The organism is Streptomyces sp. NPDC001100 (assembly GCF_053598575.1).
The window spans coordinates 257861-272237 of record NZ_JBSFKO010000001.1 but is presented as its reverse complement, the minus strand read 5'-3'; the positions used below and the strand labels follow the sequence as shown (position 1 = coordinate 272237).

General features: G+C 70.5%; 11 protein-coding genes and 1 pseudogene. 5 read left to right on the top strand and 7 right to left on the bottom strand.

Features of this window, described 5'->3' with window-relative positions; genetic code table 11:
- Window positions 1–14 precede the first annotated feature (14 nt).
- Together ACWDEW_RS01225 and ACWDEW_RS01220 are read right to left on the bottom strand one after the other, a co-directional pair.
- Complete coding sequence (locus tag ACWDEW_RS01225; protein WP_362984257.1) at window positions 15–248, bottom strand: hypothetical protein; 234 nt, start codon at window positions 246–248, stop codon at window positions 15–17.
- Between the two features lie 17 nt (window positions 249–265).
- On the bottom strand, window positions 266–1420 hold the full coding sequence (locus ACWDEW_RS01220; RefSeq protein ID WP_450508406.1) for an anion permease: 1155 nt from the start codon (window positions 1418–1420) through the stop codon (window positions 266–268).
- A 292-nt stretch (window positions 1421–1712) separates the two neighbouring features.
- Between ACWDEW_RS01220 and ACWDEW_RS01215 the strand changes: the two genes are divergently transcribed.
- The 5 genes from ACWDEW_RS01215 (at window position 1713) to ACWDEW_RS01195 (ending at window position 9016) form a co-directional block, all read left to right on the top strand.
- Window positions 1713–3572, top strand: coding sequence for a M1 family aminopeptidase (locus tag ACWDEW_RS01215; RefSeq protein ID WP_450508404.1), 1860 nt, complete (start codon window positions 1713–1715; stop codon window positions 3570–3572).
- A gap of 106 nt (window positions 3573–3678) precedes the next feature.
- On the top strand, window positions 3679–4464 hold the full coding sequence (locus tag ACWDEW_RS01210; protein ID WP_450508402.1) for an IclR family transcriptional regulator: 786 nt from the start codon (window positions 3679–3681) through the stop codon (window positions 4462–4464).
- A 162-nt stretch (window positions 4465–4626) separates the two neighbouring features.
- A complete protein-coding gene (locus ACWDEW_RS01205; RefSeq protein ID WP_450508400.1) occupies window positions 4627–6681 on the top strand; it encodes an oxidoreductase in 2055 nt (684 codons plus the stop codon).
- A gap of 50 nt (window positions 6682–6731) precedes the next feature.
- Window positions 6732–7985 carry an aromatic ring-hydroxylating oxygenase subunit alpha gene (locus tag ACWDEW_RS01200; RefSeq protein ID WP_450508398.1) on the top strand — a complete coding sequence of 418 codons (1254 nt, stop codon included), beginning with the start codon at window positions 6732–6734 and terminating at the stop codon, window positions 7983–7985.
- Window positions 7982–9016, top strand: coding sequence for a 2Fe-2S iron-sulfur cluster-binding protein (locus ACWDEW_RS01195; protein ID WP_450508396.1), 1035 nt, complete (start codon window positions 7982–7984; stop codon window positions 9014–9016). The genes ACWDEW_RS01200 and ACWDEW_RS01195 overlap by 4 nt, the downstream gene beginning before the upstream one ends.
- Before the next feature lie 38 nt (window positions 9017–9054).
- Here the strand turns inward: ACWDEW_RS01195 and ACWDEW_RS01190 are convergent, their stop codons facing one another.
- The 5 genes and pseudogenes from ACWDEW_RS01190 to ACWDEW_RS01170 form a co-directional block, all read right to left on the bottom strand.
- Window positions 9055–9564 (bottom strand): O-acetyl-ADP-ribose deacetylase, encoded by a 510-nt coding sequence (locus ACWDEW_RS01190; RefSeq protein ID WP_450508742.1) that lies wholly within the window; start codon window positions 9562–9564, stop codon window positions 9055–9057.
- Between the two features lie 5 nt (window positions 9565–9569).
- Window positions 9570–10979 carry a phytoene desaturase family protein gene (locus ACWDEW_RS01185; RefSeq protein WP_450508394.1) on the bottom strand — a complete coding sequence of 470 codons (1410 nt, stop codon included), beginning with the start codon at window positions 10977–10979 and terminating at the stop codon, window positions 9570–9572.
- Window positions 10980–11091: 112 nt separating this feature from the next.
- Window positions 11092–11934, bottom strand: coding sequence for an inositol monophosphatase family protein (locus tag ACWDEW_RS01180; protein WP_450508393.1), 843 nt, complete (start codon window positions 11932–11934; stop codon window positions 11092–11094).
- Between the two features lie 121 nt (window positions 11935–12055).
- Complete coding sequence (locus ACWDEW_RS01175) at window positions 12056–13855, bottom strand: gamma-glutamyltransferase family protein (RefSeq protein WP_450508391.1); 1800 nt, start codon at window positions 13853–13855, stop codon at window positions 12056–12058.
- 55 nt (window positions 13856–13910) lie between these two features.
- Window positions 13911–14165, bottom strand: a pseudogene (locus ACWDEW_RS01170) (tyrosine-type recombinase/integrase); the annotation flags it as partial.
- Window positions 14166–14377 lie beyond the last annotated feature (212 nt).

Sequence of the window (14377 nt, the reverse complement as noted above, 5' to 3'; positions counted from 1 at the left end):
TTGATCAGCGGCATTCAGTGGAACTGCGGCACGATGAGATATATGCCGTAGGCCACGACAGCCGCGCAGGCGAGAAAGCACAACCCCGCCTGGGCAAGTCCGAGCGCGTGGGTGCCGCCGTCCTGTTCGCGGGCGGTCTCGACCTGGGCGATGCCGAGCACCCCCAGCGCGAAGACGACGACCACACCGACGGTCACTCCGACACTCACCGCGAAGACCTCACCGAGGGCGTTCCAGTCCAGGCTCATGGCTCAACTCCCTTGATTCAGGCGGCCGTACGGACGTCCGTGGACGCCTCGGCGCGGATGGTGACCTCGTGGGTCTCGTTGACGTTGTCGGCGTGCACGGGGTTGCGGCGCGAGGCGATCACGATGAATCCGGCCACGGCGGCGGCGATCAGGGCGATCAGGGCCGTACCGAGGTTGCCGCCGTGCTTGACGACGGTCGCGGACAGACCGCCGACCGCGGCGGCGGCCGGGAGGGTGACCAGCCAGGCGATGACCATGCGGCCCGCCGTGCCCCAGCGCACCTCGGCGAGGCGCCGGCCCAGGCCGGCGCCCAGGATGCCGCCGGAGCAGACCTGGGTGGTGGAGAGCGCGAAGCCGAGGTGGGCGGAGGTGAGGATGACGGTCGTGGAGGCGGCCTCGGCCGCGAAACCCTGCGGGGACTGGATGTCGGTGAGGCCCTTGCCCATCGTGCGGATGATGCGCCAGCCGCCGATGTAGGTGCCGAGGCCGATCGCGAGTCCCGCCGAGGCGATGACCCACACCGGCGGACCGGCGTCGTGGCCGAGCGCGCCCACGGAGATCAGAGTCAGGGTGATGACGCCCATCGTCTTCTGCGCGTCGTTCGTGCCGTGCGCCAGGGAGACCAGCGAGGCCGAGGCGATCTGGCCGATCCGGAAACCCTTGGTGACCGAGTCCTTGCGGGCCCGGGCGGTGATCCTGTAGGCGAGGTAGGTGGCGAGGAGAGCGGCGATTCCGGCCACGAGCGGGGAGGCCACCGCGGGGATCAGGATCTTCTCCACGACCTTGTCGAAGTGGACCCCGCTGGTGCCCGCGCCGACCCAGACGGCACCGATCAGGCCACCGAAGAGGGCGTGCGAGGAGCTCGACGGGAGCCCGAGCAGCCAGGTGAGGAGATTCCAGAGGATCGCGCCGACGAGCCCCGCGAAGATCATCCCTGGCGTGACCAGGGTGTCGTCGACGATGCCGCCGGAGATCGTCTTGGCGACTTCCGTGGACAGGAAGGCGCCGACGATGTTGAGAGCCCCACTGATCAGAACCGCCGTCTTGGGCTTCAGCGCCCCGGTGGCGATGGACGTCGCCATCGCGTTGGCGGTGTCGTGGAATCCGTTGGTGAAGTCGAAGGCCAAGGCCGTGACGATGACGACCGCCACGAGGAACGTGATGTGGTCCATCGCTCGATGGAAGCAACCGAAGGCGTACATTCGGCCAACCGGAGGCCAATTACAGGCATGGCCCGGTCAACGTGGGCGTGTGTACAGCACTCTCCGGACTCCGTTCGCACCTTCCTCCACTCCATGCGCACACTTCCTTCTTGTTATGGCATGGACCGGTCAAATCTGCGAAGCTTCCCCCGCGATCACGCAACAGCTACGCGCGTTCCCGAGGCCGTCCGCCGGCACACCCAGTCCGGCCGGGCGGCCACCGAGCAGGCCGGAATCCCGGCCGCCGTATAAGGAGTTCCGTGTGAGACCGACCCCCCACAAGGCTCTCGCCGCCGGCGTCCTCGCCGTCGCGGCAGTGGCCGCCCTCTCGCTCCCCGTCACCCCGGCCGCCGCGGCACCGTCCGCGGCCCCCGTGGCCGCCGCCTGCACCCCGGCGCAGGTGGTCACCAACGGCGACTTCGAGAGCGGTACTTCGTCCTGGACCCAGTCCTCGACGACCGTCGTCACCAGCCGCACCGGCCAGAGCGCCCACGGCGGCACCAGCTTCGCCTGGCTGGACGGCACCGGCGGCACGCACACCGACACGCTCTCCCAGAGCGTGACGATCCCGTCCGGCTGCAGCAGCGCCACCCTCACCTTCTGGCTGCACATCGACACCGCCGAGACGACCTCGTCCACCGCGTACGACAAGCTCACGGCAAAGATCGGCAGCACGACGCTCGCGACCTACTCGAACCTGAACAAGGCCACCGGGTACGTCCAGAAGTCGTTCGACGTGTCGTCGTTCGCGGGCCAGACGGTGAGCCTCGCCTTCTCCGGCGTCGAGGACTCCAGCCTCCAGACGAGCTTCGTCCTGGACGACATCGCCCTCAACACCTCGGGCGACACGGCCCCGCCGGCCGACTCCACGCGCACCCCGGCCGCCCCGGCGTACACCGTGAGCCTGAGCAGCAACACCGCCGGCACGGTCTGGACCGGCCACGAGAGCACGACCTTCACCAACGCCTCGGCGACCCCGCTCACCGAGGTGTACCTGCGGCTGTGGGACAACTACCACGGCACCTGCTCCGCCCCGCCGATCACCGTCACGAACGTCACCGGCGGCACCTCGGGCGCCCTCTCGGTCGCCTGCACGGCCCTCCAGATCGCGCTGCCGACCCCGCTCGCACAGGGTCAATCCACCACCATCGGCTTCGACTTGGGGATCACCGTCCCCAGCGGCGCCGACCGGTTCGGCTACGACGGCGCGTTCAGCATGATCGGCAACGCGCTGCCGGTCCTCGCGATCAAGGACGGCTCGGGCTGGCACCTGGACCCGTACACGAACAACGGCGAGTCCTTCTACTCCCTGGCCGCCGACTTCAAGGTGACCCTGGACCACCCGACCACCCTGCTGGTCCCGGCCACCGGCACCTCGGTCGACACCCCCGGCACCAGCGGCCGTACGGTGACCACGGCCACCGCGTCCAAGGTGCGCGACTTCGCGTGGGCGGCGGGCCCGTTCACCAAGATCTCCGGTACGTCGACGGCGGGCACCCCGATCAACATCTACTCGGTGACCGGCATCAGCTCCGCCAACGCCCAGTCGATGCTCACCACCGCCAAGTCCGCGGTCGACGCCCACGCGGGACGCTTCGGCGCCTACCCGTACGGCGAGTTGGACGCCGTCATCGACAACAACTTCTGGTTCGGCGGCATGGAGTACCCCGGGTTCGTCCTCGACCTGGTCAGCACCACGGCCCTCACCCATGAGATCGGCCACCAGTGGTTCTACGGCATCGTCGGCGACGACGAGTACAACAGCCCGTGGCTGGACGAGGCGTTCACCGACTACGCCACCGACCTGGCCCAGGGCCTGACCGGCACCAACTGCTGGAACAGCGTCTCCTGGGCGTCGTCGGCGGAGAACATCACCAACTCGATGGCCTACTGGGACGCCCACTCGTCCCGCTACTCCACCGTCGTCTACGGCTACGGCAAGTGCGCCCTGCACGACCTGCGCCGCACCCTCGGTGACACGGTGATGGCCAAACTCCTGAAGGACTACGCCACTTCGCACTGGTACGGCGTCTCGACCACGGCCGAGTTCAAGGCGGCGGCCCAGGCCGCGACGACCACGGACCTGAGCTCGTTCTGGACGACGCACCGCATCATCGGCTGACGGAAGGAGGGGGTGGCGGTGCGGTCGACCGACCGCACCGCCACCCCCCGTCTCGGTCGGACCACAGGCTCGCGGCGAGTGTCGTCCCCTCGATTACCCTTCCGCCATGACCAGCAGCGGAAGCCGCCCACGTGATCACTCGGTGCAGTCCGTCGACCGGGCGGTGTCGATCCTCCAGGTGCTGGCCACGCGGGGTCCCAGTGGCGTGACCGAGATCGCCGAGGAACTGGGCATCCACAAGTCGACCGTGTTCCGGCTGCTGGCGACCCTGGAGTCACGGGGCCTGGTCGAGCAGGACACCGAGCGCGGGCGGTACCGCATCGGGTACACGATGGTCGAACTCGCCGCCGGGGCGAGCAAGGTGAACGACCTGTCCCTGCTGAGCCGGCCCGTCTGCCAGGAACTGGCCGCGGCCGTGGGCGACACCGTGAACGTGGCGATCCATGACGGACACGACGTGATCACCATCGACCAGGCGATCGGCGCGGCGGCGATCAAGAGCATCGACTGGGTCGGCCGGCGCGCCCCGCTGCACGCCACTGCGGCGGGCAAGCTCTTCATGGCGCACATGACCCCGGACCAGGTCGCGGAGAACTTCGCCGAGGGGGTGGAGAAGTACACCCCGCACACCATCGTCGACCCGACGACCCTCGCGGCGGCACTGGAGACGGTCCGCGAGCGGGGCTACGCCACCACCAGCGAGGAGCACGAGATCGGACTGGCCGCCATCGCCGCCCCGATCCGCGCGCTGGACGGCAAGGTCATCGGGGCCGTGACGCTGTCCGGACCGACCTTCCGGCTCAACGAGGACACCGTGCCCGGTCTCGCGGAGCAGCTGCTGGCTGCCGCCGCGAAGATCTCCTGGCGCCGGGGCCACGTGAAACGCGGATGAGCGCCGAGGCTGCGTGAAACGCGGATGAGCGCTGCGCGCACGGCGAGTTAACACGGCGGCCTATTGACGGCCGGGGATGCCCAGCTCCACCATTTGTCTCGTATGGCGATGCTGTTTTGCATCGCGAAACAGACGCGCCACAGCATCCTTCGAGGAGCAGCCGTGCCCTCAGCCATCCTGGATCCCCTGCTCCAGCCCTTCCGGCTCAAGCACCTCACCCTGCGCAACCGTGTGGTCAGCACCTCTCACGAACCGGCGTTCGGCGAGGACGGCATGCCCAAGGACCGCTACCGGGCCTACCACGTGGAGAAGGCGCGCGGCGGGGTCGGTCTCACGATGATCGGCGGCTCGGCGGTCGTCTCGCCCGACAGCCCGCCGGCGTTCGGCAACCTGCTCCTGTACCGCGACGACATCGTCCCGTGGCTGCGCCGGCTCGCCGACGAGGTGCACGAGGCCGGGGCCGCCGTGATGTGCCAGGTCACCCATCTCGGCCGCCGCACCAGCAACTTCACCGGCGACTGGCTTCCGGTGGTGTCCGCCTCGCCGCTGCGCGAACCCGCGCACCGCGCCTTCCCGAAGGCCGCCGAGTCCTGGGACCTGGACCGGATCGTCGCCGACTACGCTTCCGCGGCGGTCCGTTGCCGGGAGGGCGGTCTCGACGGCATCGAACTGGAGGCGTACGGCCACCTGTTGGACAGCTTCCTCTCTCCCGCGACCAACCACCGCGAGGACGAGTGGGGCGGTGGCCCGGAGAACCGCATGGCGTTTCCGCGCCGGGTGATCCGGGCAGTGCGCGAAGCCGTCGGCCCGGATTTCATCGTAGGGATCCGGATGTCGCTGGACGAGGCGCAACCGGGCGGCCTCACTTTCGACGAGGCGATCACGGCCGCCCGCCAATACGCCGCCGACGGCATCGACTTCCTCAGCACCATCCACGGCTCCATCGAGCGGGACGCGTCCCTGGCGAAGGCCATCCCGTCCATCGGCACCCCGCTCGGCCCGTACCTGGACTTCACCGGAGAGATCAAACGACACCTTTCCGTCCCCGTGATGCACGCGGCCCGCATCGCCGACGTCGCCACCGCGCGGCACGCCCTGCGCGAGGGACTGCTCGACCTGGTCGGCATGACCCGTGCGCAGATCGCCGATCCGCACCTGGTCGCCAAGGTGAGGGCAGGCCAGGAGGACCGCATCCGGCCCTGCGTCGGGGCGAGTTACTGTCTCGACGCGATCTACGACTCGGGCGACACCAAGTGCGTCCACAACCCGTCCACCGGCCGCGAACTCCACCTGCCCCACCTCGTCTCCCGCACAACCGGCGGCCGCAGGAAGGCAGTTGTCGTCGGAGCGGGACCGGCCGGGCTGGAGGCGGCGCGGGTGCTGGGCGAACGCGGGCACGACGTCGTCCTGTTCGAGGCGAGCGACCAGCCCGGCGGACAGATCAGGCTCGCCGCGTCGAACCCGCGCCGGGCCGACCTGATCCAGATCGTCGACTGGCGCCTCGCCGAGTGCAAGATCCTCGGCGTCGACCTGCGCCTGGGCGTGTACGCCGAGCCCGACGACGTCCTCGCCGAACACCCCGACCTCGTGATCGTCGCCACCGGAGGCATGCCCAACCGCAGCTTCCTCACCGCCGGCGAGGGCCTGGTGTCCGACACCTGGGACGTGATGACGGGCTCGCTGCGGCGCCCGCGCGGCGAGATCCTGGTCTACGACGACCACGGCGGCTACCCCGCCATGGACGCCGTGGAGGTCCTCGCCGCGTCGCCCGGCCTCCACATCGAGTACGTCACCCCGGAGCGCGCCCTCGCCCCCGACGTCGGCAGCATGAACTCCCCTGCCTATCTACGGGCGTTCACCGCGCACGACGTCACCATCACACTCGCCCGAAGGCTGCGCTCCGTGCGCCGTACCGCGGACGGACGGCTGGCCGCGACCCTCTACAGCGAGTACACCGAGGCCGAGACCGAGCGGGTCGTGGATCACGTGGTCGTGGAGCACGGCACCCTGCCGGCGGACGAGCTGTACGTCGAACTCCTCCCCGGCTCAAGCAACTTCGGCGAGGTCGACCACCGCGCCCTGCTGGCCGGCGAGCCGCAGTCCGTGGTCCGCAACGAGGCGGGCCGCTACCAGCTCTTCCGCGTCGGTGACGCCGTGGCCTCCCGCAACATCCACGCCGCGATCCACGACGCGCTGCGGCTGTGCCTGCCGGTCTGAGCGCCACCCCCGTCCTCACGTCAACTCCCCAGTCGTACCGGAGAGATGAGATGAAGCAAGCGACCCCCGACGTCGGCGACCTCGTCGCCCGCCGTCCCGCAGGCCAGAGCCTCGAAGCCCCGTTCTACGTCGGCGAGGAGTTCTTCGACCTCGACATCGAGGCCGTCTTCGCCCGGAGTTGGCTGTTCGTGGCCGCCGAGGCGGAGCTTCCCGAGCCCGGCGACTACGTGACGGTCGACCTCGGGTCATACTCGGTCATCGTCGTGCGCGACGACGACGAGGACGTCCGGGCCTTCCACAACGTCTGCCGCCACCGCGGGGCGCGCATCCTCAACGAGGAGCGCGGCTCGGTGGGCAACATCGTCTGCGGATACCACCGTTGGACGTACGGCGTGGACGGCAAGCTGCTGTACGCCGAATCCCAGGCGCCCGGCTTCGACCCGTCCTGCTTCGGGCTGCGGTCGGTCCACGCCCGCACGGTGGCCGGGCTGGTCTTCATCTGCCTCGCCCAGAAACCGCCGGAGGACTTCGACGAGGTCGCCGCCCGCATCGAACCGTACCTCGCACCGCACCGCCTGGCCGAGGCGAAGGTCGCCACGCAGATCGACCTGGTCGAGAACGGCAACTGGAAACTGACCATGGAGAACAACCGGGAGTGCTACCACTGCGTGGGCCATCCCGAGCTCCAGGCCTGCTACTTCCCCATCTACGGCTACCAGGAGAAAGACATCCCGCCCGCGCTGCGCCCCGCCTACGAGCGCTTCCTCGTGGCCGACGCCGAGGCCCGTGAGACCTACGACTCCCTGGGCCTGCCCTACGCCGAGATCGAGGAGTTGGACACCCGCCCCACCGGTTTCCGCATCCAGCGCGAACCCCTCGACCTCGCCGGGGAGTCGTACACCCCCGACGGCACGGCCGCGTGCAAACGCCTCCTGGCGGACTTCCCCACCGCACGTCTGGGCCGGCTGTCCATGCACATCCAGCCCAACTCCTGGTTCCACTTCATGGCCGACCACGCGATCACGTTCTCCGTGATCCCGCTCGGCCCGGACCGCACCCTCGTCCGCACCACCTGGCTCGTGCACGCCGACGCCGTCGAGGGGATCGACTACGACCTCGACACCCTCACCAAGGTGTGGCAGGCCACGAACGACCAGGACGCGGTACTGGTCGCCCGCGCCCACCGGGGCATCAGCAGTCCGGCCTATCTGCCGGGCCCGTACGGCCCGACGGAGGAACAGGTCGAGGCGTTCGTCAATTGGTACGTGAACCGGCTCACGGCACACCTGGAGCTCCTGCCATGAGCGAGACCGAGGAGCTACTGGTCTGCCGTCAGGTGCACCCGCTCACGCACGACGTCTCCACGTTCGTGTTCGAGTACGCCGAGCCCCGGCTGTTCCGGCACGACCCGGGCCAGTTCCTGACCCTGACCCTCGACATCGACGGCCGGCCGGTGCAGCGCTGCTACACCATCTCCTCACCGCCCACCCGCCCCTTCCTGCTCTCGATCACGGTGAAGCGCGTACCGGGCGGGCTCGCGTCGAACTGGCTGCACGACCACCTCGGGCCGGGCGACACCGTGCGCGCGCACGGACCGCTCGGCGACTTCTCCACGGCCCGGTATCCGGCGCCCAAGTATCTCTTCCTGTCCGGGGGCGTCGGAGTGACGCCGTCGATGTCGATGACCAGGACGCTGTACGACCTCGCGGACCCCGCCGACGTGGTCTTCGTGCACAGCGCGCGCACCCCGGCGGACATCGTCTTCCGGCACGAACTCGACCTCATCGCCGCGACCGCGCCCAACATCCGGATCGTCCACATCTGCGAGGAGGACCGCCCGTACGCACCCTGGGGCGGACATCGCGGCCGGCTCACGATCGAGACGCTCCGGCAGATCGCGCCGGACCTCCTCGAACGGGAGGTCTTTACTTGCGGCCCCGCCCCCTACATGGCCGCCGTACGGCGGATGCTGTCGGAGGCGGGCCTCGACATGGACCACTACCACGAGGAGAGCTTCACCTTCGAGGCACTGGCCCCGCAGGCCGACGCCTCCCCCGCCGGCTCCGCGGACACCGGCTTCAAGGTCGAGTTCACCCGCAGCGGGCGCACCGTCGAGTGCGACGCCGACACCTCGCTCCTCGCCGCCGCGTCCCGAGCCGGCCTCAGCCTGCCGGCCTCGTGCGCGCAGGGCATGTGCGGCACCTGCAAGACGACCCTGCTCTCGGGCTCCGTCGACATGCGGCACAACGGGGGCATCCGGCCACGTGAGATCACCCAGAACAAGATCCTGCTCTGCTGCTCGAAGCCGCTGGAGGACGTGGTGATCGACGCCTGAGGACCGTCCTCCAACAGCAGACGGGCCACGACCGTCGGTCAGCCGACCTGCCGGCCGAACGCCTCGTACGCCGTCGCGTCGAACAGCACGAACGTGACCTCCTCGACCGACGTTTCCGCGGCCCGCACGGTCTCTACGGCGATCCGCGCCGCGTCGTCCGTCGGCCAGCCGTAGATCCCGGCGGAGACGGCGGGGAACGCGACCGTGCGGGCGCCGAGTTCGTCGGCGACGCGCAGGGACTCGCGGTAGCAGGAGGCGAGTTGGGCCGAGCGGTCCTCCTCGCGGGAGTAGACGGGTCCCACGGTGTGGATCACCCACTGGGCGTCGAGGTCGCCGGCCGTTGTCGCGACCGCCTGGCCGGTGCGCAGGCCCTTGCCGTAGTGCGAGGCGCGGAGCTTTCGGCAGGCCTCCAGGATCGCGGGGCCGCCCCGGCGGTGGATCGCGCCGTCCACGCCTCCGCCGCCCAGGAGTGAGGAGTTGGCCGCGTTGACGATCGCGTCGGCGGTCTGGCGGGTGATGTCGCCCTGGACGAGCCTGATGGTGGTGATGGTGGTCATGACTGCCTCAGTCTGCGCCAGACGGCCTTCGCCGCGTTGTGTCCCGACATGCCGTGCACTCCGGGTCCGGGCGGGGTCGCCGAGGAGCAGATGAAGACGGCCGGGTGCGGGGTGCCGTAGGGAGAGAGGGAGAGTTTGGGACGCAGCAGGATCTGGAGTCCGGAGACCGCGCCGGTGCCGATGTCGCCGCCCACGTAGTTGGCGTTGCGGGCGGCGAGTTCGGGTGGGCCCGCGGTCGCGCGGGCGAGGACGCGGTCGCGGAAACCCGGGGCGAAGCGCTCCAGTTGGCGTTCCAGGGCGTCCGTGAGGTCGCCGGTCCAGCCGCTGGGGACGTGGCCGTAGGCCCAGAAGACGTGTTTGCCGGCGGGCGCCCGGGTGGGGTCGACGATGCTGGGCTGCACGGTGATCATGAAGGGTCGGTCGGGGGCGCGGTTCTCGCGGGAAGCGGCGCGCAGGGCGTTGCCGATCTCCGTGCTGTCGGCGCCGATCTGTACGGTGCCGGCGGTGCGCGCCTCCTCGGCGGTCCAGGGCACCGGGCCGTCGAGGGCGTAGTCGATCTTGAAGACACCCGCGCCGTAGCGGAAGTTCTCGTAGTAGTTGCCCAAGTCCGCGATCTTCGCCAGGGCCGTGGGCGAGGTGTCGAAGACGTAGGCGCGGGCCGGGGGGAGGTCGTCGAGGCGCTTGACCTCGTAGTCGGTGTGGATCTCGCCGCCGAGGTCCTTCAGGTAGGCGGCCAGGGCGTCCGAGATGGACTGGGAGCCGCCGCGCGCCACCGGCCAGCCGCGCGCGTGTGCCGCGAGGGCGAAGACCAGGCCGATGGCACCGGTGGCGAAGCCGTTGAGCGGGGCCATGACGTGGCCGACCAGTCCGGCGAACAGGGTCTTGGCGCGCTCGTCCCGGAAGCGGCCGGTCAGCCAGGTCGACGGGGGCAGTCCGGCCAGACCGAAGCGGGCGAGGGTGACCGGGTCGCGGGGCAGCGAGGTGGACGGCAGGGACATGAAGTCGCGGACCAGGCTGTCCCACTTGGGAAGGAAGGGCTCGACCAGCCTGCGGTACGTCCCCGCGTCGCGCGGCCCGAAGGAGGCGGCCGTCTCCGCGACGGACCGGGAGAGCACGGCCGCGCTGCCGTCGGTGAACGGGTGCGCCATGGGCAGCTCGGCGTGCAGCCACTCCAGGCCGTAGCGCTCCAGCGGCAGGGCGCGGAACGCGGGCGAGTTGATGCCCAGCGGGTGCGCCGCCGCGCAGGGGTCGTGCCGGAAGCCGGGGAGGGTGAGCTCCTCGGTGCGGGCGCCGCCGCCGACGGTGTCCCGTGCCTCGAACACGGCCACGGAGAAGCCGCGCCGGGCCAGCTCCACGGCAGCCGTCAGTCCGTTCGGCCCCGCACCCACCACGACCGCATCGAGCATCGACGGCACCTTCGGACCCCTTCTTCGTCAGCCCATGGCCACTCGGGGTCAGGATATGCCGCGGGACCGACAACCCCGGGGCCGGTCCGTCCAGTGTGCGGAACCCGTGACCCTAGGACGCCCGCAGCAGCTCCATGACGCGCCGGGCGGTCGCCGCGTCGCGGGCCGCCGTGAACGGCAGCGCGTTGCCGCCCGTGATGCGGAACGGCTCTCCGGTGAGCGTGAGGTGGGCGCCGCCCGCCTCCTCGACGAGGAGCAGACCCGCCGCGTGGTCCCAGGCGGCCTCCCAGGAGAAGGCCGTGGCGTCCAACTCGCCCCGGGCGATGGCGAGATACTCCAGTCCGGCCGAGCCGCACGGGCGCGTGCGCACCCCGTCCGCCCACAGACCGAGCAGGGCACGCTTCTGGGCGTCCGTCGTGTAGTCGGGGTGGGAGGTGGCCACGTCCAGGTCCCGGGCGGGGTCCGGGGCTCCGGGGTGCAGCCGGACGCCGTCGAGGAAGGCACCGCCGCCCTTCACCGCCGTGGCCAGTTGATCGCGGGCGGGGGCGTAGGTCCAGGACGCGAGCAGTTCGCCCTGCCGGGCGAGCGCGACCAGCGTGCAGAAGCCGGTCTCGCCGCGCACGAACTGGCGGGTCCCGTCGACCGGGTCGACGATCCAGACCGGGGCGTCGCCCTGGAGCACCTCGTAGGTCTCCGGGTCGGCGTGCACCGCTTCCTCGCCGACCACGACGGAGCCGGGCAGGAGGGAGCCGAGCACCTTCGTCAGATACCGCTCGGCGTTGCGGTCGGCGTCCGTGACCAGGTCGTGCGGGCCGCTCTTCTGGTCTATCTCGTGCGCGGCGAGCTGCCGGAAGCGGGGCATGATCTCGGCCGCCGCCGCCCTGCGGATCGCGTCCTCGACGTCGGCCGTGTGCTGAACGAGAAACTCGTCGATGGTTTCAGTGTCTTCGATCATGCCTCCATGAGAGCACGGGCCACTGACAATCCCCACCCGCCCGGTGCACTCCGGGTGGAATCATCATGAACACCCGGATTCGCGATCACCGTCCGAATCACCCGGCACATCAGGGTCCGCGTCAGCGTCCGACGGCATACCCCTGCATGCCCCGCGGATTCGCGGCCGCCGAGAGGATCCCGGTCGCCGGGTCCCGGGCGACCGCGCACAGCCGTCCCTCCGACCAGGCGTCCCCCACGGTCACGTCGTGGCCGCGCCGCCGCAGCTCCTCCACCACCACCTCGTCCATGCGGGACTCGACGGTCACACTGCCCGGTCGCATGCCGCGCGGGTAGAAGGAGCCGGGGAAGCTGTCGTTGTGCCAGTTCGGGGCGTCGATCGCGCCCTGGAGGTCGAGCCCGCCGCGGGCCTTCGCGCGCGTGGCGACCGCCAGGAAGAAGTGCAGCTGCCACTGGTCCTGCTGGTCCCCGCCGGGTGTGCCGAACGCCATGACCGGCACTCCGTCGCTCAGGGCGATGGACGGGGTGAGCGTGGTGCGCGGACGGCGGCCCGGCGCAAGGGAGTTGGGCAGTCCCGGCTCCAGCCAGGCCATCTGCAGCCGGGTGCCCAGGGGGAAGCCCAGCTCGGGCACCACCGGGTTGGACTGGAGCCAGCCGCCGCTGGGTGTGGCCGCGATCATGTTGCCCCAGCGGTCGACGACATCGAGGTGGCAGGTGTCGCCCCGGGTGCCGCCGTCGGCCGTGACCCGCGCGACGGTCGGCTCCCCCGCCCCCATCGGGTCGAAGCCGGACTCGACGGGCGCCACCACGCGCGCGTGCCCGCTCAGCCGGGGAACACGCCCTCCGGGACTACCGGGCTTCAGCTCGTGCGAGGCCTTCTCCCCGATCAGCTCGCGCCGCGCCGCGTTGTAGTCCGCCGACAGCAACTCCCCCAGCGGTACGGCCTCTTCGCCCGCGTCCCCGTACCAGGCCTCCCGGTCGGCCATCGCGAGCTTGCAGCCCTCGATCAGGAGGTGGACGTAGTCGGCGGACCCGTAGGCGGGCAACTCGGGCGGAAGGAGGGCGAGTTGCTGGAGGAAGGCCGGGCCCTGGCTCCAGGGGCCGGCCTTGCAGAGTGTCCAGCCGTTCCAGTCGTATGTCGCGGGGGCCTCGTAGGACGCGGACCAGGAGGCCAGGTCGGCGGCCGTGAGGGTGCCGGTGTGGCGCTCGCCGCTGGTGTCCATGGTGGGCCGGCCGGACTGCCGTACGAGCGCCTCGGCGACGAAGCCGGACCGCCACACCTCCCGTGCCGCCTCGATCTGGGCCTCGCGGTCCCCTGCCCCGGAGACCTCGGCGAGCAGCCGCTTCCAGGTGGCGGCGAGGACGGGGTTGCGGAACAGCTCGCCGGGGCGGGGCGGCTTCCCGTCGGGCAGGTACACGTCCGCCGACGAGGTCCACTCCGTCTCGAAGAGCTGCCGTACGGTCTCGACGGTCGCGCCGACGTTCTCCACGCACGCGTGCCCGTCCTCGGCGTACCCGATGGCGTACTTCAGGATGTCGGCGAGGGACTTGGTGCCGTGGTCGCGGAGCAGCAGCATCCAGGCGTCGAAGGCGCCGGGGACGGCCGCGGCGAGGGGGCCCGTGCCGGGTACGAGATCCAGACCGAGTCCCCTGTAGTGGTCGATCGTGGCCCCGGCGGGGGCGACGCCCTGTCCGCACAACACCCGGACCTCGCCGCCCGCCGGGGCGAGGAGCATGGGCACCTCGCCCGCCGGGCCGTTGAGGTGCGGCTCGACGACGTGCAGGACGAAGGCCCCGGCGACGGCGGCGTCGTAGGCGTTGCCGCCGTCCTCCAGGACGGCCATCGCGGACTGCGAGGCCAGCCAGTGGGTGGAGGACACCATGCCGAACGTGCCCTGGAGGGTGGGGCGGGTAGTGAACATATGGCCTCTCACCTTGCTGTTTCCGCGTATCGGCCAAACCGATGGGCGCTCAGGATCAGTCCTGGGGAGAATCTGGGGAGTTCGGACCAGAGCTCTCCTCGGTCCGCTCCCCGAGCAGGCTATCGATCGCCCTGCGCCCCTTTTTCCCCGCCTCCGGCATGAAGTGGGCGTAGTGGTCGAGGGTGGTGGTCGGGGACGAATGCTCCAGCCATTTGGCGAGGGTTACGACCGACTCTCCTGCCTCCAGCACGAGGGACGCGTACGTGTGCCTCAGCACATGGAACTCGTCCTTCTGGGCCGCTTGCCATTGCCACGCTTCTGCATGGGTTCAAGTCTCCGTAGATCTGGTCGACGACCGCCGGTTCGCCATGCGGGTGGTGGGAAGAGGACGCTGCCGCGGCGCCGACGGCGGGAGCCGGCGCCCGGTTTCGCTACGCGGACCACTCACCGCTGCGGCCGAGGTGGACGGGTCGGGGCCGGCTGAGACGCCCGGCGGGATCGGAGCCGGCTGAGATGCCCGAC

Excerpts from the sequence above, each read along its gene's own strand:
- ACWDEW_RS01175 (WP_450508391.1), bottom strand. The coding sequence starts at position 13,855 with ATGTTCACTACCCGCCCCACCCTCCAGGGCACGTTCGGCATGGTGTCC.
- ACWDEW_RS01200 (WP_450508398.1), top strand. The coding sequence starts at position 6,732 with ATGAAGCAAGCGACCCCCGACGTCGGCGACCTCGTCGCCCGCCGTCCC.
- ACWDEW_RS01220 (WP_450508406.1), bottom strand. The coding sequence starts at position 1,420 with ATGGACCACATCACGTTCCTCGTGGCGGTCGTCATCGTCACGGCCTTG.
- ACWDEW_RS01195 (WP_450508396.1), top strand. The coding sequence starts at position 7,982 with ATGAGCGAGACCGAGGAGCTACTGGTCTGCCGTCAGGTGCACCCGCTC.
- ACWDEW_RS01225 (WP_362984257.1), bottom strand. The coding sequence starts at position 248 with ATGAGCCTGGACTGGAACGCCCTCGGTGAGGTCTTCGCGGTGAGTGTC.
- ACWDEW_RS01180 (WP_450508393.1), bottom strand. The coding sequence starts at position 11,934 with ATGATCGAAGACACTGAAACCATCGACGAGTTTCTCGTTCAGCACACG.
- ACWDEW_RS01185 (WP_450508394.1), bottom strand. The coding sequence starts at position 10,979 with ATGCTCGATGCGGTCGTGGTGGGTGCGGGGCCGAACGGACTGACGGCT.
- ACWDEW_RS01210 (WP_450508402.1), top strand. The coding sequence starts at position 3,679 with ATGACCAGCAGCGGAAGCCGCCCACGTGATCACTCGGTGCAGTCCGTC.